We start from the raw sequence: 19,028 nt of genomic DNA on the forward strand, positions 1-19,028 counted from the left end.
TCTCACCGGTTGTCTAGAACGTCACCACGCCGCGGATCGATTCGCCGCGCTTCATCAGTTCGAACGCGTTGTTGATGTCGGCAAGCGGCATCACATGCGTGATCATCGGGTCGATCTGGATCTTGCCCTGCATGTACCAGTCGACGATCTTCGGGACGTCGGTGCGACCCCTGGCGCCGCCGAACGCCGATCCTTTCCAGACCCGGCCGGTGACCAGCTGAAATGGCCGCGTTGCAATCTCAGCGCCCGCGGGCGCGACGCCGATCACGATCGACTGGCCCCAGCCGCGGTGACAGGCTTCCAGCGCCTGACGCATCACGGTGACGTTGCCGGTGCAGTCGAACGTGTAGTCGGCGCCGCCGATCTGGTCCGCTCCCGATTTCGTCATGTCGACGAGGTGAGGGACGAGGTCCTTGCCGAGCTCCTTCGGATTGACGAAATGCGTCATGCCGAAACGCTCGCCCCACGCCTTGCGGTCGTTGTTGATGTCGACACCGATGATCATGTCGGCGCCGGCCAGCCGCAGGCCCTGCAGCACGTTGAGGCCGATGCCGCCGAGCCCGAACACGATCGCCTTGGCGCCTTGCTCGACCTTGGCGGTGTTGATCACGGCGCCGATGCCGGTGGTGACGCCGCAGCCGATGTAGCAGACCTTGTCGAACGGCGCGTCCTCGCGGATTTTCGCCACCGCGATCTCCGGCAGCACGGTGTAGTTCGCGAACGTCGAGGTGCCCATGTAATGATGGACGGATTTGCCGTGAAGCGAGAAGCGCGAGGTGCCGTCGGGCATCAGGCCCTGGCCCTGCGTGGCGCGGATCGCGGTGCAGAGGTTGGTCTTGCGCGACAGGCAGGACGGGCATTGCCGGCATTCCGGCGTGTACAGGGGAATGACGTGGTCGCCCTTTTTGACGCCGGTGACGCCCTTGCCGATGTCAACCACGACGCCCGCGCCTTCATGGCCGAGAATGGCGGGAAACAGCCCCTCCGGGTCGGCGCCTGACAGCGTGAACTCGTCGGTATGACAGACGCCGGTGGCCTTGATCTCGACCAGCACTTCGCCCTCGCGCGGCCCGTCAAGCTGGACGGTGGTGACTTCCAGCGGTTTTCCGGCAGCGACGGCAACGGCGGCGCGAACGTCCATGGCATTTCCTCATTGCAGATGATTGGATTGCAGGTCTTTGAATTTCAGGTCTTTGAATTTCAGGTCTCTGAATTTCAGGCTTCGGTATGTGCCGGCGCGCGGGCGGCCCCGCATGCTTCGGCCTTGCCGCATAGCATATGATCGGGCAACACGGGCCGTAAATGAATCAGCAATTTGAGCAATTCGCCGCACGCACGGCGCCGGCGATCTTCGTGGTGCTCTGGAGCACCGGCTTCGTCGCGACCAAGTACGTGCTCAACAGCGCCGAGCCGTTGACCTACCTCTCGATCCGCATGGCGTGCGTGGTCGGATTGATGGCGATCATTGCTGCCATCGCGCGGCCGAAATGGCCGGATCGCGCCGGCATCGGGCACAGCATCGTCGCCGGCCTGCTGGTGCACGGATTTTATCTCGGCGGCACGGCGGTAGCGATCTCGCATTCGATTCCGGCCGGGCTCTCGGCGCTGATTCCGGGCCTGCAGCCGATCCTGACCTCGACGCTCGCCAACCGCTGGCTCGGCGAACGCGTCACGCCGCTGCAATGGACCGGGTTGCTGCTGGGCCTCGCCGGCGTCGTGCTGATCCTGCACAACCGGCCGATGAGCGGGGAAGCCGGCTGGGGCTGGTTCGCCTCCGGTGTCTCGCTGGTCAGCATCACGCTCGGCACGCTCTATCAGCGACGCTACTGCAACGCGATCGACTGGCGCGCCGGCAATCTCGTGCAGTACATCGCGGTGACGATTTTCTTCGGCCTCGGCGCGTGGCTGTTCGAGAACAACGAGGTGCACTGGACCGCCGAATTCGTCCTGGCGCTGAGCTGGCTCGCGGTGGTGCTGTCGATCGGATCGATCGGGCTGTTGTACTGGTTGATCCGCCGCTCGGCCGCGACCTCGGTGGCAAGCCTGTTCTATCTGGTGCCGGCGGTGACCTCGCTGATGGCCTATGTGCTGTTCGGCGAAAAGCTCGATGCCGTCGCGATAACCGGCATGACGGCCTGCGCAGCGGCCGTGTTTCTGGTCAACCGGCGGTCGGCTTGACGCTTCTCTCTCGTCATTGCGAGCCAACGGGTCGGGCGAACGCCCGCCCGATGACAGGCTCCGCGAAGCAATCCAGTCTTTTTTCCATCGAAGCATGGATTGCTTCGTCGCTTCGCTCCTCGCAATGACGGCTATGTTGTCGATGCATTGCGCACCTTCGCGTAAGCCGCCAGCGCGCGTTCGCGGCCGACCTTGTGATCGACGATCGGCTCGGGATAGTTGTTGCCGAGTTCAACGCCGGCGCTTGCGAGTTCGAGCGGCGTCGCGGTCCAGGGTTGATGGATCAGATTGTCGGGAAGCGCCTTCAGCTCCGGTACCCAGTGCCTGACATAGACGCCATCGGGATCGAATTTCTCGCCCTGCAGGATCGGATTGAACACCCGGAAGTAGGGCGCGGCGTCGGCGCCGGAGCCCGCCACCCATTGCCAGTTGGCGGGATTGCTGGCGGCATCGGCATCGACCAGCGTATCCCAGAACCATTGCTCGCCATGACGCCAGTCGATCAGGAGATGTTTTACCAGGAACGACGCCACCACCATCCGCACCCGGTTGTGCATCACGCCGGTGTGCCAGAGCTCGCGCATGCCGGCATCGACGATCGGATAACCGGTCCGGCCGCGCTGCCACGCGCGCAACGCCTTGGCATCACTCTTCCACGGGAACGCATCGAACGACGGCTGCAGGTTGCGCATCGCCAGATCGGGCACGTCGAACAACAGGTGACGGCAGAACTCGCGCCAGCCGAGTTCGCTCAGGAGTTTCTCGATATCGCCTGCCAGGCGAGGGTGCTCGGCCGCGGCAAAGCGCGCGGCGTGCCAGAGCTGGCGCGGGCTGATCTCGCCGAAACGAAGATGCGGCGAAAGCCGTGAAGTGCCGTCGCGGTCGGGCCGGTCGCGTTCGCCGGTGTAGCCGGCGACGCCGCTTTTAAGGAATGACTTGAGTTGCGCCTGGGCCTGCGCCTCGCCCGGCTTCCAGCTTTCGCGCAAGCCGCCGGCCCAATCGGGTTTGGCAGGTTCGAGCTTCCAGTCTTCCAGCCGGTCGCTGGCAAGATCTTTCACGCCGCTCAGCTTCTTCGGCGCCGGCAGCGGCGTTGGCGGATTGCCCAGCGATTGCACGCGCCGCCAGAACGGCGTGAACACGCGCAGGCCCCGGTTCTCCTTGTTGCGGATCGCGCGCGGCTCGACCAAGAGATCGCCGGCGAAGCTTTGGCGGCCGACGCCGATCTCGTCGAGCGCTTTTGCCACCTGACCGGCGACCGCAAGGTGCGGCGCTTGCGCGATCTCGTTCCAGAACACGGTCCCGGCGTCGATCTCGCGCGCCAGATCGGCGATCACCTTGGCGGCTGGTCCCTTGCGCAGCACCAGCGTGGCGCCGAGCCCGGTCAGGCTCGCCTGCAAGGCGCGCAGCGACTGCGCCAGCCACCAGCGCGCGGCGCCGCCGAGCGGTCGCGCTTCCGGCGTCTTCAGCGTGGGGCTGTGCTCGTCGAGCACGTAAAGGCAGACCACCGGCGCGCCGGTTCTGGATGCGGCATGCAACGCGGGGTGATCGGAGAGACGCAGGTCGTCGCGGAACCAGACGATGCAGGGACGGGTGGTTTGGCTCGGCATTAGTTGTTCAACTCGGCAGGCAGGGCTTGGGTCCCTGCTTCAGCCTTCGTAGGGTGGGCAAAGCGCAGCGTGCCCACCATCCCAGTCCAGCATTTCGAAGTATTGGTGGGCACGGCGCAAGTGCGCCTTTGCCCACCCTACGAGCGCGCGGCTGCCGTCACTTCGGCTGCGGGACAATCCGCAAATACGGCTTCGGCGATTTCCAGCCGGCCGGATAGATCGTCTTGGCCTCGTCGTCGCTGACGGAGCCGGCGATGATGACGTCCTCGCCCTGTTTCCAGTCGGCGGGCGTCGCCACGCGATGCTTGGCGGTCATCTGCAGGGAATCGATCACGCGCAGGATTTCCTGGAAATTGCGGCCGGTCGTCATCGGATAGACCAGCACCAGCTTGATCTTCTTGTCGGGCCCGATGATGAAGACGTTGCGGACGGTCATGTTGTCGGCGGCGGTGCGCGTCGCCGGGTCGCCCGAGGTGGAGGCGGGCAGCATGTCGTAGAGCTTCGACACGTTGTAATCGGTATCGCCGATCATCGGATAGTTCGGCGCAGCACCCTGCGTCTCCTTGATGTCCTCGGACCATTTCGAGTGCTTGTCGACGGGATCGACGCTCAATCCCATCAGCTTGACGCCGCGCTTGTCGAATTCCGGCTTCAACTTCGCGAGAGCGCCGAGTTCGGTGGTGCAGACCGGGGTGAAGTCCTTCGGATGCGAGAACAACAGCGCCCAGCTATTGCCGATCCAGTCGTGGAATTTGATTTTGCCCTCGGTGGTCTGGGCTTCGAAATCAGGGGCGGTGGCGCCAATTTGGAGTGCCATGGTTTGACCTCATCTCATTCAGTTTACAGGGGAATTCGTCCTGGAAAGTATACGGGCTAGTAGAGGTTATGGGAACCCGTTCACGTAAAAGGTGAAATCCTTCTCCGTGGGTGGGAACTCTTAGCATCTTCTTGTCGTCGGCGCCCCTGCGACGAAAACAACACATCGGGAATAAAAGCACTGTCCGCCCCGATATTGCCTTTTATAACCCGCATCACGGCCCGGCCGGATTGCCGGCTCGAACCGTGACCGAGTTCAAAGCGACTAATTGGCAACCATCTAAAAATCTCGGAATGCAAGTTTCGAATCGTTAACCACTCGTTTACGCCCGCATGGAAATGCTGGGTCTGAAAATGAAATTGAGAAGTGCAAACTATGTCCGCCTTTAGTGCCAAGGCCACCGAAAAGTCCGCTGAAGCGTCCGGTGTGCTTCAACCGTCCTGCCGCAAGACCGCTGCCCACGCTCTGACCATCGTGCGCGATGGCGTGATCACCGGCGAGGGGCCCACCACCAGGGGCCGCATCCATTTTTCCCGCACGCTCGATGCCGACGACGCCGCCTGGTGCGCGCGCATCCTGACCGTGACCGAGGTCGAGCATCAGCCGGTGAGCCGCGCCGAAGTCGAGGCGCTGTTTGAAATTTCCGACGCTGCCGCCGAGCGCAACGACGACGGCCGTTTCGACGATCTGCTCGCCAAGGCGGTCGCCCATCACACGGCGTCCGAGTCCGGCCTGCCGGTGCCGCCGCGCACGGTCGCGCTGTCGCCCGACACTGACATCGAGAGCTGGGCGCCCGCACAGGCCAACAAGATCGATACCAAGGTGCTGGAATGGCTCGCCGGCCAGATGCGCGGCAAGCGCCGCAGCCACCACACGCTGGCCGCGATGGTCGCGACCGTGGTCGGCGCCGCGGCCCTGCCGCTGGCGCAGTTGCCGCGCGTGCTCGATATGGGATTGATGTAAGTCTGGCATCCCCATTTTCCGGATTTCGAAACGGCGGGGCATTCCCCGCCGTTTTTGTTTTTGGTCTCAACTGTCTTCCCCCGCGCATGCGGGGGATCCAGTACGCCTCGGCCTATCGTTCAAATTATCAGCGTCTCTGGAATACTGGATCATCCGCTTTCGCGGATGATGACAACTGAGCGTGTGTTCGCGTTCTCGCGGCGCTGATCGCCCGGAGTTTTGCATTTCGTTTGCCCTCTGGAAGAGAAGAGGGCGCAGGGAAGACCGGATGCGCGCTGCACCCGCGGTCTCGCGTGCGATTTGCATCAAAAAGTTTGCACACGAGCATACAGGTTCAGCGGAGAACACCCGGCCTTCCCTGCGCAATGGCTTTACGGCTTATACGTAATCGTCCTGGTGACCGGCTTTCTTGCCACCATCGTCCGCTTCAGCTTTCGCTTCCGCCAACTTGACGCCAGCACCGGGGCGTCGGACCCAAACGATTTCACCGTACGCAAGGCCGCGCTCGTCAGTCGCGACCCTGCGTCCACCGCATCCCACCGCACGTCGTGACGATCGCGATCGCCCCTCTCGTCGGGTGAGACGGGCGGAGTTAGACGTCTGATTTGCCCGACGGGGCAACGGAAATATTTTTACGCGAGGGGCTGGACAGACTTTTGGTGATTTGCCCGTCGGGTTGATTTGTCGCAGGTGCCGCGCGAAATTTTTCTTGCGCGGGAAGCGAAGCAGGGCGCCGTGCAAGTGGTCAGAGATCGTTTCCTATATCAGCTGAGCGATAGGTGGGCCGCTTCAGTCCAGGCCGTCGGTATCTCTCAATTTTTTGGATAGGCCAGATTGAGCTTTGGGATTGAGTGCAGGTTAGTTGGAAATGGTCTCGACACCATCGAGATAGATGGACAATGCACCCACCCACTTGCGCGACGCATCCGAATCGGCGCTCTCGGCTGCCTGTTCAATGGATCTGCCGATGTCGGTAATGGTCTGGAATCCAAACATGCCCCCGGAACCCATCATCTGGTGTCCCAGACTCGTCACTGTCTCGAAGTCAACGCGATCCAGGGCATCCAGCATCACGATGACATTCTGCTTGCAGTTCCGCAGATAGGCGGGGATCCGGATTGCGGATCGGGATTTGGCGCTCAACCGGATCAGGTCCATCGGGTTGCTGTCCTCGTTCGCTAACGAAGGAGCGACCAGTGAGTTCTCCCTGATCGCCTGCAGCAGCACTTCCTGTTTGATGGGCTTGGTCAGGAAAGCCGTGCATCCCGCCGCCAAACACATTTCCCGGTCGCCCTTCAGGGCAGAGGCCGTCAGTGCAATGATCGGCGTGGGCGGCCGATGGTTCGCCTGCTCCCACGCTCGAATCGTTCGCGTCGCGGTCAGGCCATCCATGACAGGCATTTGACGGTCCATCAGGACGAGGTCGTAGCGTCCGGCTTCAAACATTTTACAGGCGATGGCCCCGGTCTCGGCGATTTGCACCTGGTACGGCGTGCCCTCCAGATAGGCGATCGTGATGATGCAATTGTCGGGAGAATCTTCCGCCAGCAGAATTCGTAGCGCCGGCAGCGGCAGTTCGGGATCCGCTCCGACCGGATCGGCCGCCGGACGATTGACCGAAGTGGATATTTCGAAGGGCGCCGCGAACGCAAAGACGCTGCCTTTCCCGACTTCGCTTTCGACCCAAATGCGCCCGCCCATCAGTTCCACCAGGCGCCGCGAAATCGTCAGCCCCAGTCCCGAGCCACCGAACCTGCGCGTGGTGGATGAGTCGGCCTGTGTGAAGCGTTCAAACACCTGGCCCAATTTCTCGCGGGCGATGCCGATGCCGGTGTCCGAGACCGTGAACCGCAATGCGGTCGGGACGGAAGGATCCGCATCCGGTGTAACCCGCAGGGTTACCTCGCCCGCTTGGGTGAACTTGATCGCGTTGCCGAGCAAATTAAGCAGCACCTGGCGCAGCCGTGTCGGGTCGCCGACCAGGTCGTTGGGCACGCCAGGCGCTATCTCGTACACCATGGCCAATCCCTTTTCGCTGGCCCGGAGCGCCACCATCTCCGTCACCTTCTCCAGGAGATCGTTCAGGGAGAAGCCGGTCCGCTCCAGCTCGAGCTGGGAGGATTCGACCTTGGAGAGATCGAGGATGTCGTTGATGAGATTGAGCAGGTTGTCGCCGGCGCGGCGAAAGATTTGTACATATTTGTCCTGCTCCGGCGAGAGCGGGGTCTTCGCCAGCAGGTCCGCGATACCCATGATCGCATTCATCGGCGTCCGGATCTCATGACTCATGCTCGCCAGGAAATCCGATTTGGTCCGGCTCGCGCTCTCGGCGGCGGCCTTGGCCTGCTGCAATTCCGCCTCCACCCGCTTGCGTTCGGTGACGTCGCGCGCCGCGGCGAAGACGCCCTGCAGGGTACGGTTCCGGTCGTAAAAGGTGGTCGCATTGTAGGACACCACCGTCTGCTTGCCGTCGCGGGCGCGCGCCGTCAACTCGTAGTCGGTGACCGACTTTTCGCTCAGCACGCGCTTGATCGCGGCCTCGGCGCGTTCCGGATCGGTGAAATAGCCCTTGAACGGCGCACCGATCAACTCGTCGCGCGTACAGCCGGTCAGCGCCTCCATCTGCTTGTTGACGTCGGTGATAATGCCGGACGGATCGGTGGTCATGATCGCGTCGATGTTGGATTCGATCAGCGAGCGGGTGTAAAATTGCTGATCGCGCAGCCGTTGATCGGACTTCTTTTGCTCTTCTTCGACCAGCTTGCGCGCGGTGTTGTCGGTGCCAATGAGCAGGTAGCCGATGATCACGTCCTGCGCGTCGCGCAGCGCCGTGACCGACACCACGGCCGGGAATCGGCTGCCGTCCTTGCGGATATAGGTCAATTCGTAGATGTCCTCGATCCCGCGCGAGGCCTTGAACACCAGGGCCTCGAAGCCCGGCGTGATCGGGGTTGCCAGCTCGACGCTGAGCGCCTTGGCGCGCGCGATCAGTTCCTGCGGATCGGAAATGTCGGCCGGCGTGATCCTGTTCATCACGTCGGCTGCCGCGAAGCCCAGCATCCGCTCGGCGCCGACGTTGAAGATCTGAATGACGCCCTTGGCGTCGGTGGCGATGCTGGAGAAGTTGGCGCTGTTGAAGATGGCGCTCTGCAGGGCTCCCGCCTTGAGTTCGGTGCCGATCAGGAGGTAACCGATGATGACGTCCTTGGCGTCGCGCAGCGCTGTGACGGACACCACCGCCGGGAACCGACTGCCATCCTTGCGGATGTAGGTCAGTTCGTAGATGTCCTCGATCCCGCGCGAGGCCTTGAACACCAGGGCCTCGAAGCCCGGCGTGATCGGGGTTCCGAGTTCGACGCTGAGCGCCTTGGCGCGGGCGATCAGTTCCCGCGGATCGGAAATGTCGGCGGGCGTGATCTTGTTCATCACCTCGGCGGCGGCATAGCCGAGCATCCGCTCGGCGCCGACGTTGAAGATCTGAATGACGCCCTTGGCGTCGGTGGCGATGCTGGAGAAGTTGGCGCTGTTGAAAATCGCGCTCTGCAGGGCCCCCGCCTGGAGCAGGGCTTCTTCCGCAAGTTTGCGCGCGGTGTTGTCGGTGCCGATCAGGAGATAGCCGATGATGACGTCCTGCGCATCGCGCAGCGCCGTGACCGACACCACCGCCGGAAACCGGCTGCCATCCTTGCGGATGTAGGTCAGTTCGTAGATGTCCTCGATCCCGCGCGAGGCCTTGAACACCAGAGCTTCGAAGCCTGGCGTGATCGGGGTTCCGAGTTCCACGCTCAGCGCCTCGGCGCGCGCGATCATCTCCTGCGGATCGGATATATCGGCCGGCGTGATCTTGTTCATGACCTCGACGGCGGCATAGCCGAGCATGCGCTCGGCGCCGACGTTGAAGATCTGGATGACGCCTTTGGCGTCGGTGGCAATGCTGGAGAAGTTGGCACTGTTGAAGATCGCGCTCTGCAGCGCGCCAATCCGCGCCGTCTCGTCGTTTTTATTGAACACGGCGTCTCCCCAGTGCTCCCGCACTTAGCTGATCGATTGCGCGAGGACCGCGGCTATCGAAGCTCTTCTTCCCGAGCATTACGGCCAAGGGAGCCGCTCCGAGTACTATCCGGGCTGATGCAAATTCGCGCCGGGGCGAAAAGTTCCGGCAGTTTTGCAATTTAGAAATAGGGTCAATCGCGACCGGGGGCTAACCGGAGGCAAATCCCGCCATATCGGTTGTTCCGCCGAAAGCGGAAGCGAGTTCAACGGGTTCGCGGCATCCCGGCCAGCCTTCGCGGCGCAATGGTATCGCCGCCGCGCGGCCTGTTTGGCGCAGATGGCGCAAATACGGTGCGTAGGGTGAGCAAAACGCGCGCTTGCACCGTGCCGACCATCTATCGATCAATGTCTTCGAATGGTGGGCACGCTACGCTTTGCCCACCCTACGATGTGTTGGTGAAGCCGAGCCGCGTCGCGGCCTGATCGCGACCGCGGTTACTTCCCCGCGGTTTTCTTGTTTTCTTCCGCTTCTAGCCCGAGGGTGCGGCCCGGGAATCCTGCGGTGTCGAAATAGCGCTGGGTGCCGACGCGCTGGAAATTCAGCACGGTACGCAGCCCGTTCGCCGCGGGCTTCGACTTCACGGTGCCGGCATAGGCCTGCGGCGTCGCGCCGTTCGGCATCGCTTCGGTCATGACGCGGCCGACCAGCGGGCCCTTCGGCTTTTGCGTCAGGCCCATGACTTTTGCGGCGGTGGCGCCGACATCCGCATTGCTGACGGGGAGGGCATCGACATAACCCGACTTGAAGTCGGGCCCGATCGCGGCGGTGAAGTTCAGCGTGTCGCCGCGGCTGAAGCTGCCATGCATGCCCTGGCCCTGGCGCAGCACGGTATCCGCCACCTGCACCGAGCAGTTGGTCGGCTCCTCGCAGCCCGACGACCACGAGCGGAAATTGACCACGATCGACGGCTGCGGCGTCACCGCCTTGCCGATCAGGCCGAGTTGCGACATCGGCAACGTGCCGGGGAAACGCCCGAGATCGTCGTTGACGAAAATGCCGCTGACATAGTCCTGCTCCAGCAGCGCCTTGATGGTGCGGTCCACCAGCTTGCGGTCCTTGCCGGGAATGTAGACGAGGTCCGATCCGCCGTTGGTGGCGATCACGACCTCGGGCTTTGTCGGATCCTTGCCGAGCACGCCGTTGCCGGCCTTGGGGTGGGCGTCAGCGGCGACCGCCGCATTCTTGTCGTTGGGGTCGAACAGCGGAAGGTTCAGCGCCTTCGCCAGATCGATGGCGAGGAAGCCCATGGGCAGGAAATCCTTTGGCGTATCGGCGTAGGAAATCTTCGCCGACGGGCTGGTCTTGCTCTCCTTCGAAATCGTCGAGAAGCCGTGATCGGAGGAGATCATGATATTGGTCGAGGCACTGAGCCCGAGTTCGTCCAGCGCCTTGCGCAATTGCGCGAGGTTGTCGTCGGCATTCTTGATGCCGGCCATCGAGGTCGGGCCGTTGATCCCGGGCGTCGTACTGTTGAGGCTGTCGCCGGTATTGTGCTGGCTGCCGTCGGGATCGCGCGACCAGAACACCAGCACGAACGGCTTGCTGCGCGCCTTGAACATCGGCAGCACGACCTTGGCCGCGACGTCGGCCATGTAGGCCTGCTGCGCGACATTGGCTGACGTGGTGCCCGGCGTCTTGGCGTCGCCGGCCTTGCCGTTGTCGCCGCGCCCGGGCGTCGCCACCGGCAGGTTGGCCTTGGTCAGGGCGTCCTTCATTTCGTCGGACAGCGGCACGCCGTTCTTGCCGCCGGTGGAATCGTCGATCACGATGGTGGTCTTGCCACGGTCAGCGTGGTCGAACTGCAGGGTAGGGCCGAGCTTGCCGATCGCGGCGGTGGAGAAGCCTTGCGCCCGCGCCATCTTCAGCAGGGTTTCCTCGTTCAGATAGTCGCCGCTGAAATGCTCGTCGATGTCGCCGAGCACGGCGTCATTCTCGATGAAGGGAACGACGGTGTCGCCGGCGGGCACCGACGTGTAGCCGGTAAAGATGGTGTTTGAGAACACGCCGGTATCGCCGAGGTAATGGCCGGTCGCCATCGCCGAGCCGTTCGCCATGGTGAAGGTCGGAAACAGCGAGTGCGAATTCTTGAAGTGGACGCCCTTGTCGCGAACCTCGGCCATCGCGGGTGCGGTCTGCGGCGTCACGATCCGTCCGCGCAAGCCGTCCGGCACGAACAGGATCAGGTTACGCGGTGCGGCATTTTGCGCCGACGCGGCAGTTGCGGTGAGCGCGATCAGGCTGGCGGACAGCAACACGGTTGTGCGGCGCATCAGGTTCTCCCCATCAGAAGCAATTGCGGCGATCTGCCGTTGCCTCCGTTTAGTTTTGCTCTGCGACAGATTTGTTACAGGTAAGCCGTCGCGGTCAACGGGCTTTTGACGTCCAGATGCGTTTCGGCGCAGGACCGCCGGTTTAGAGCCATTTCGTCGCCAGTCTTCGCGTTCACGGCGAAGGCTGGGGCGATACCGTCGGCGTCGCGCGGGATGACGGCTGGACGGCCGCACGGCCGTAGCGCGCGTAGAGTGCAGGAAGGATGGCCAGCGTCAGCAGCGTCGCGCTGATCAGGCCGCCGATCACGACGGTGGCGAGCGGCTTTTGCACCTCGGCCCCCGTTCCCGTGGCAAATGCCATCGGCACGAAGCCCAACGCGGCGACCAGCGCGGTCATCACGACCGGACGAAACCGGGTGAGGGCGCCATTCTCGATCGCCAAGGCAAGCGGCATCCCGCTCTGGCGGAGCTGTCGGATGTAGCTCAGCATCACCAGCCCGTTCAGGACGGCGACGCCTGACAGCGCGATGAAGCCGACCGCCGCCGAAATCGAAAACGGCATGCCACGAAGCCAAAGCGCAAAAATGCCGCCCGTGAGTGCCAGCGGCACCACGCTGAACACCAGGAGCGCGTCGCGCGCCGAACCCATCGCTGCCAGCAACAGCAGAAAAATCATCGCAAAGCAGGCGGGAACGACGATCGCCAGTTTTTGCGGGGCGGCCGCCAGGTTCTCGGACTGTCCGCCCCAGGTCATCCAGTATCCAGGCGGCAGGCGAACGCCCTGTTTGACGCGCGTTTGCGCCTCCTCGACCACCGAGCCGAGGTCGCGCCCGCGCACATTGGCGGATACGACGATGCGGCGCTTGCCGTTCTCGCGGCTGATCTGGTTCGGGCCTTCGCTGAACGAAAACCGGGCGACGCGGTTGAGCGAAAGGCTTTGCACCGGCGAATTCGGCGTTGCCCGGGGAAGCGCCACGGGCAGGTTGCCGAGCGCCTCGAGGTCGGAGCGCACGCTTTCCGGCAACCGCACGACAATGTCGAAGCTGCGGTCGCCCTCGAACACCACGCCGGCCTCCTCGCCGCCGACCGCGGCGCCGATCACCTCCTGCACCGTCGATACGCTGAGGCCGCGCCGCGCAATCGCCGACTTGTCGACCTTGATCTCCAGCACCGGGAGGCCGCCCGCCTGTTCGACCTTGACGTCGGTGGCTCCGCGCACGTCGCGAAGCGCCGCCGCGACCTCGTTAGCTGCTTTCAGCATCGGCTCGAATTCGTCGCCAAACACCTTGACGGCGATGTCGCCGCGCACCCCGGCCAGCAGCTCGTTGAAGCGCATCTGGATCGGCTGGGTGAATTCATAGACATTGCCGGGGAGCCGGTTGACGGCCGCGGCGATCCGCTCGATCAGCGCGTCCTTGGTGAGCGATGGATCGGGCCACTGATCGCGCGGCCTTGGGATAATGAAGGTGTCGGACGCGTTCGGCGGCATCGGATCGCTTGCCATCTCCGCCGTGCCGGTCTTGGAGAACACGAAGGCGACCTCGGGAAAGCGACTGACGGTTTTCTCGACGGCGAGTTGCATGGCCTGCGACTGCGACAGCGCGGTGCTCGGAATCCGCAGCGCGTGCATCGCGATGTTCTTCTCGTCGAGCGTCGGGATGAATTCCTGGCCGAGGCGCGTGAAGCCGAACAGGGCGGTGGCAAACAACACGACCGCGGTGGCAAGGACCGGCGCGGGCGAGACGATCGCATGATGCAGCAGCGGCCGGTACAGCCCCTTCAGCCGCGCAACGATCCGGTTCTCGCCTTCCTGGACGCGGCCGCCGATGGCGAGCGCGATCAGCGCGGGAACGTAGGTCAGCGACAGCACGAACGCCGAGGCCAGCGCCAGGATCACGGTCAGCGCCATCGGTTCGAACATTTTTCCTTCGACGCCGGTAAAGGTCAGGAGCGGCACGTAGACCAGCAGGATGATGGCTTGCCCGTAAAGGCTCGGCCGGATCATCTCGACGGTCGAAGCCCGCACCGTGGCGAGGCGTTCCTCGCGCGTCAGGATACGGCCGAGCTCGTGCTGCCGTTCGGCGAGATGGCGCAGGCTGTTTTCGGTGATGATCACGGCGCCGTCGACGATCAGGCCGAAATCGAGCGCGCCGAGGCTCATCAGATTGGCGCTGATGTGACCGCGCCACATCCCGATCGCGGTCATCAGCATCGCGAGCGGAATCACCAGGGCCGTGATCAGCGCTGCGCGGAAATTTCCGAGCAAAGCGAACAGCACGGCGATCACCAGCAGGGCGCCTTCGGCCAGATTGCGCGTCACCGTGCCGATGGTGGCGTCGACCAGCTGGGTGCGGTCGAGGACCGGCTTGACCTCGATCCCCGGCGGCAATGACGGCGCGATCGCGCGCAGGCGGGCGTCGACATCAGAGGAAACCGTACGGCTGTTGGCGCCGATCAGCATCAGCGCGGTGCCGACGACGACCTCGCGCCCGTTCTCGCTGGCGCTGCCGGTGCGGGTCTCGCCGCCGATCGAAACGGTGGCGAGGTCCCGGATCCGGACCGGTACGCCGCCGCGGGTGGAGACGACGACGGCGCCGAGTTCCTCGATGCTCTCGATGCGGCCGCCGGAGCGCACCACGATGCCTTCGCCGTTGCGCTCGATATAGCGCGCGCCGCGGCTGACATTGTTGCCTTCGATGGCTTTTGCCACGTCCGCAAAGGTCAAGCCCAGCGCAATCAGCTTCGCCGCATCGGGATTGACCTGGTACTGCTTGAGATAGCCGCCGATCGAATCGACGCCGGCAACGCCCGGCACCATCCTGATTTGCGGTTTCAGGATCCAGTCCTGCACGGTGCGCAGATAGGCGTTCTTTTCGATGTCGCTTGCGAGCAGCGCGCCCTCGGGCGTCAGAAAACGGCCGTCGCCTTGCAGGCCCGGCGCACCGTCCGATGCGGCCCCGGTGCCGGAGAAATGCACCGTCCACATGTAGATTTCGCCAAGACCGGTCGAGGTCGGGCCGACGCGCGGCTCGATGCCCTGCGGCAGACGGCCGCGAACCTCGGTCAGCCGCTCGGCAACCTGCTGGCGCGCGAAATAGATGTCGGTGGCTTCGCTGAACACCGCCGTAACCTGCGAAAATCCGTTGCGCGACAGCGAGCGGGTGCTTTCCAGACCGGGGGCGCCGGCCAGCGCCGTTTCGATCGGAAAGGTGATCTGCTTCTCGATCTCCGCAGGCGACAGGGCGGGCGCGGTGGTGTTGATCTGCACCTGCTTGTTGGTGATGTCGGGCACCGCGTCGATCGGCAGCATGGTGAGCGCCCAGCCGCCGAGCATCATGACGACGGCGCCGAGGGCTATGACGGCCCAGCGGCGCCGGATCGAAAGGTCGACGATCCATTCAATCATGACCGTGCTCCGCATCGGCTTTTTCAAGCTCGGCCTTCAGCGTGAAACTGTTGGCGACTGCGATGGTCTCGCCGGCCGCGAGGCCGCCAAGGATTTCGACGTCATCGTCGTCCTCGCGGCCGGTCCGCACCGATCGGGCCTCGAAGCCGGCGGCGTCGCGCACGAACAGCGTGGGCTTTCCCTTGACGATCTGCAGCGCGGTCCGGGGAACCAGCAGTTTCGAAGGTTCGCTTGCGAGCGGGACTTCGGCGGTAATGAAAGTGCCCGGCTTCCAGCGATGGTCGGTGTTGGGCATGGTCGCGATGACGCGGGCGTTGCGGGTTTCGCGGTCGAGCAGGGGGCTGACAAAGATCACCTGCGCACGCGCCTCATCGCCGGTGCCGATGGCGCGCACCGTGATCGGCCCGCCTTCGCGCACCGCGGCGATGTCCTCGGGCGAAACCGCAAGATCGACCCAGACGTCGTCGAGATTGACAATGACGAACAGCTCGCTCTCCTGGCCTTCGCGCCCAATCAGCCCGCCGAGATCGACCCGGCGCTCCGAGACGCGGCCCGAGATCGGCGCGCGCAGGAATTGCTTGTGCAGGGTTTCCTGCGGCTGGTTCGGCAGGTCGGCGATTTCGCTTTCCGACAGGCCGAGTGCGAACAGCTTCTGCCTGGAGCCGTCGAGCTTGATCTGCGCGTCATTGGCGGTGAGACGGGTGCGGAGAAAGTCGTTTTCCGAAACCGTCCGGGTTTCGGCAAGCGTCTTCTGCCGGCCATAGAGGGTTTGCTGCAGGTCGTTGGTCAGCCGTGCGGCGAGATACTCGCTCTTGGCATCGGCGACTTCGCGGCTCTCGATCACGGCGACGATCTCGCCTTTCTCGACGCTGTCGCCGAGGCGCTTGCGCAACTCGGCCACCGTTGCCAGCACGCGCACCGATACCCGGCCGATATGGTCGGCATCGGGAACCAGCGAACCCGGCGCCAGGAAGTGACGCTTGAGCGCCCCGCCGGCGACGCGCGCCAGCGCAATGCCAGCATCCCGGATCTGGTCGTCGCCAAGATCGACCCGCTCGGGGCCGTGATGCGCGCTCTCGGCTTTTGACGGAGCCGCGATTGCGGCGTCCGGTGGCTTGAGTTCGAACGACAACGGCCATCCGCTCCAAAAGGCGGCGGCGACAATGAGGGTGATGCCGACAAAAATGCCGGCGAGGAAGACGATAATCCGTTTCATGTGCGCTTTCCCGCAAGCCGCCGGCAAACGCCCGCGACTGCTGCGACATCGATATGTGCGAGGGAGGTCCGCCGCCCGCGGGCAGCGTGACCGAGGCGGTCAGTTCGACCGGATCAGGCGCGGGGCGGTTCGAACGGAGAGCGCGGACAGGCGCCGTCCGGCGACGGCAGGCTGACGATGCGGTAGCCATGCGCGACATATTCGATCGCGATGGCGGTTTCCTGCGGGGTCACCGATGACAGATGCGTCAGGCAATGATCGCCATGGAGCGGGGCAGGATGGGCCGGAGTCTTGCCGGTCGTATCGCCCGAGCCTTGCGCGATCGAGATCGCCGGCGCGCCGTCGTCGTGATCGAAGCTCAGGCCGTGGAAGAACGACAGCGCGAACGCAACCGAGACCAGCGCGGCGAACAGCCGGCGCCAATGGCGCGGCGTCGGCTGACGCTGAACGGAATGCGTTGCGGTGAATCGGACTTCCATGCTGCGCTAGTTAGCGCCCGCGGCCTTCAGGTTCAAGGCGTGGCTTTCGACCAGGTGGCGAATGTTATAATGTTCGCGGTCGCCAAGCAGGGAAAATGCAATGAAACGCCTTATCGCCGCGGTCGCCAGCCTCGCACTCGTCTGCGGCGCATCCGCGCAGGAACGAACGATCACCGTCGCCTCGACGACGTCGACGGAGCAATCGGGATTGTTCGACTATCTGCTGCCGCGCTTTACGTCGGTGAGCGGTATCGGCGTCAAGGTGGTTGCCGTCGGTACCGGGCAGGCGCTCGACATCGGCCGCCGCGGCGACGCCGACGTGGTGTTCGTCCACGACAAGGTGGCGGAGGCCAAGTTCCTCGCGGACGGGTTCGGCGTGAAGCGCTACGAGGTCATGTACAATGACTTCGTGGTGATCGGGCCAAAGGCCGATCCGGCGCACATTGAAGGCGGCAAGGACGTCGCCGAGGCCCTGCGAAAGATTGCCGCGGCAAAATCCGTGTTCGTCTCGCGCGGCGACCGTTCCGGCACCCATGAAGCGGAGCTGCGGCTCTGGAAGGAAGCGGGCGTCGATCTCGCCGCGGTCAAGGGCGACTGGTATCGCGAAATCGGGCAGGGCATGGGCGCGGCGCTGAACATGGCGTCGTCGTCGAACGCCTATCTGCTGGCGGATCGCGGCACCTGGCTGTCCTTCAAGAACCGTGGCGAACTTGCGGTCCTGACCGAAGGCGACCGGCGGTTGTTCAACCAGTATGGCGTGATGCTGGTCAATCCGGTCAAACATGCCGGCGTCAAAGCCCGGGATGGCCAGGCCTTCATCGACTGGCTGGTCTCTGCCGAGGGACAAAAAAACATCGCCGACTACAAGGTCGGCGGTGAACAGCTATTTTTCCCCAACGCGTCCGAGTAGCAGGAACGCCACCGTACTCACCGTTACGCTCAGCGACACCAGGACGAGCCCGAGCCCGAGCGCGAGCGACAATTCGCCCTTGCTGGTTTCCAGCGCAATCGCCGTCGTCATGGTGCGGGTGTAGCCGCGAATATTGCCGCCGACGATGAGGATGGCGCCGACCTCGGCGATCGCGCGCCCGAAGGCGGCGAGAAAGGCGGTGAGCAGGGAAACCCGTCCTAGCGACATCATCAACGCGATGCTGCGCAGATGCGACAGGCCATCGGTGCGGGCGAGGTCGGCATATTCGGCCCACAGCAGCGACACCGGGCGGTGCACCAGCGAAACGACGATCGGCGTCGCCAGCATCACCTGCGCGATGATCATGGCCGGTGGCGTGAACAGCAACCCGGCAAAGCCGAAGACACCCGTCCGGGAGAGCAGCAGATAGAGCACGAGCCCGGCCACGACCGGCGGCAGGCCGAGCAGGGCGTTGGCAAGCACGATCAGGACCTGTCGCCCGCGAAACCGGCTGATCGCAAGCCAGATGCCGAGCGGCGCGCCGATCGCCAGCGCGATCAGGCTGGCCGAAAGGCTGACGCGCAGCGACAGCCAGACGATCGTGACCAGTTCGGAATCGAGGCGGCCGATCAGCGCCAGCGCCGCGGCGACGGATTGGGTGAAATCGTTCATCCGGCTCAATGAAGCAGAGATTCGGGCCTGAAGCGTTAAGTTTTGACGCGTCTTCTTGACGCGAACCGGTATCCACTTCGCTTGAAAACGCTATGCAGCTATTTCCCCGCGTCGGATTCAAGGCACTGAATCAGGAAGGCGGTGCGTTCGCGCGGTGCCACCTTTTCCGCATCCGCCCTGTGCGCGCATTCCTGCTGCCTGATCTGTTCGGCGCGGCGCTTCTCCGCCGCCTCCCGGTATTCCGGAGCCACCTTGGTCGGATCAACCAATTTCTGCGCCGATAGTGGCGAGGCGATCGCGATCGAAACCAGCACTGCTGCCACAATATGCTTCATGAAAAATCTCCAACGATGAAATATGGAAAATCGGATTGCTAAAGCGCAAAGCATAGCAAAAAGCCGGTCTCCCCGATACCGCGCCGGCCGCATCCGGGTGGTTGTTTTACCGACGACACCG

General features: G+C 63.8%; 13 protein-coding genes. 3 read left to right on the forward strand and 10 right to left on the reverse strand.

The features are described from left to right. Positions 1 to 13 precede the first annotated feature (13 nt). Positions 14 to 1,141, reverse strand: coding sequence for an S-(hydroxymethyl)glutathione dehydrogenase/class III alcohol dehydrogenase (locus tag BLR13_RS33665; protein WP_074814508.1), 1,128 nt, complete (start codon positions 1,139 to 1,141; stop codon positions 14 to 16). Positions 1,142 to 1,302: 161 nt separating this feature from the next. On the opposite strand from BLR13_RS33665, the gene BLR13_RS33670 reads away from it, so the two are divergent. Then, positions 1,303 to 2,178 (forward strand): DMT family transporter, encoded by an 876-nt coding sequence (locus BLR13_RS33670; RefSeq protein WP_074814505.1) that lies wholly within the window; start codon positions 1,303 to 1,305, stop codon positions 2,176 to 2,178. Between the two features lie 131 nt (positions 2,179 to 2,309). On the opposite strand, the gene BLR13_RS33675 is transcribed toward BLR13_RS33670, so the two are convergent. After that, complete coding sequence (locus BLR13_RS33675; RefSeq protein ID WP_074814502.1) at positions 2,310 to 3,785, reverse strand: cryptochrome/photolyase family protein; 1,476 nt, start codon at positions 3,783 to 3,785, stop codon at positions 2,310 to 2,312. Between the two features lie 157 nt (positions 3,786 to 3,942). Next, positions 3,943 to 4,602 (reverse strand): peroxiredoxin, encoded by a 660-nt coding sequence (locus BLR13_RS33680; protein ID WP_074814498.1) that lies wholly within the window; start codon positions 4,600 to 4,602, stop codon positions 3,943 to 3,945. Positions 4,603 to 4,977: 375 nt separating this feature from the next. On the opposite strand from BLR13_RS33680, the gene BLR13_RS33685 reads away from it, so the two are divergent. Then, positions 4,978 to 5,565 (forward strand): hypothetical protein, encoded by a 588-nt coding sequence (locus BLR13_RS33685; RefSeq protein ID WP_074814495.1) that lies wholly within the window; start codon positions 4,978 to 4,980, stop codon positions 5,563 to 5,565. 858 nt (positions 5,566 to 6,423) lie between these two features. Here BLR13_RS33685 and BLR13_RS33690 read toward each other — a convergent pair. The 5 genes from BLR13_RS33690 to BLR13_RS33710 all read right to left on the reverse strand — a co-directional run bounded on the left by BLR13_RS33690 (position 6,424) and on the right by BLR13_RS33710 (position 16,990). Then, positions 6,424 to 9,576 carry a PAS domain S-box protein gene (locus BLR13_RS33690; RefSeq protein ID WP_197679499.1) on the reverse strand — a complete coding sequence of 1,051 codons (3,153 nt, stop codon included), beginning with the start codon at positions 9,574 to 9,576 and terminating at the stop codon, positions 6,424 to 6,426. Between the two features lie 477 nt (positions 9,577 to 10,053). Continuing rightward, positions 10,054 to 11,889, reverse strand: a complete 1,836-nt coding sequence (locus BLR13_RS33695; RefSeq protein ID WP_074814492.1) for an alkaline phosphatase family protein — start codon at positions 11,887 to 11,889, stop codon at positions 10,054 to 10,056. A 172-nt stretch (positions 11,890 to 12,061) separates the two neighbouring features. After that, positions 12,062 to 15,295, reverse strand: coding sequence for an efflux RND transporter permease subunit (locus BLR13_RS33700; RefSeq protein WP_074830756.1), 3,234 nt, complete (start codon positions 15,293 to 15,295; stop codon positions 12,062 to 12,064). Beyond that, complete coding sequence (locus BLR13_RS33705; protein WP_074814487.1) at positions 15,288 to 16,511, reverse strand: efflux RND transporter periplasmic adaptor subunit; 1,224 nt, start codon at positions 16,509 to 16,511, stop codon at positions 15,288 to 15,290. Before BLR13_RS33705 ends, BLR13_RS33700 begins: the two co-directional genes overlap by 8 nt. A gap of 113 nt (positions 16,512 to 16,624) precedes the next feature. Beyond that, positions 16,625 to 16,990, reverse strand: coding sequence for a hypothetical protein (locus BLR13_RS33710; RefSeq protein ID WP_074814482.1), 366 nt, complete (start codon positions 16,988 to 16,990; stop codon positions 16,625 to 16,627). Between the two features lie 100 nt (positions 16,991 to 17,090). Between BLR13_RS33710 and BLR13_RS33715 the strand changes: the two genes are divergently transcribed. Next, the gene (locus BLR13_RS33715; RefSeq protein WP_074814480.1) at positions 17,091 to 17,900 is read left to right on the forward strand and encodes a substrate-binding domain-containing protein; all 810 of its coding nucleotides are present in this window, start codon (positions 17,091 to 17,093) and stop codon (positions 17,898 to 17,900) included. On the opposite strand, the gene BLR13_RS33720 is transcribed toward BLR13_RS33715, so the two are convergent. Further along, positions 17,874 to 18,572, reverse strand: a complete 699-nt coding sequence (locus BLR13_RS33720; RefSeq protein WP_074814477.1) for an ABC transporter permease — start codon at positions 18,570 to 18,572, stop codon at positions 17,874 to 17,876. The genes BLR13_RS33715 and BLR13_RS33720 overlap by 27 nt on opposite strands. A 98-nt stretch (positions 18,573 to 18,670) precedes the next feature. Next, positions 18,671 to 18,907: a hypothetical protein gene (locus BLR13_RS33725; RefSeq protein WP_074814474.1), complete on the reverse strand. Its 237-nt coding sequence runs from the start codon at positions 18,905 to 18,907 to the stop codon at positions 18,671 to 18,673. Positions 18,908 to 19,028: the final 121 nt, after the last annotated feature.

It is taken from the genome of Bradyrhizobium ottawaense (genome assembly GCF_900099825.1).
Classification (GTDB): Bacteria; Pseudomonadota; Alphaproteobacteria; order Rhizobiales; family Xanthobacteraceae; genus Bradyrhizobium; species Bradyrhizobium ottawaense_A.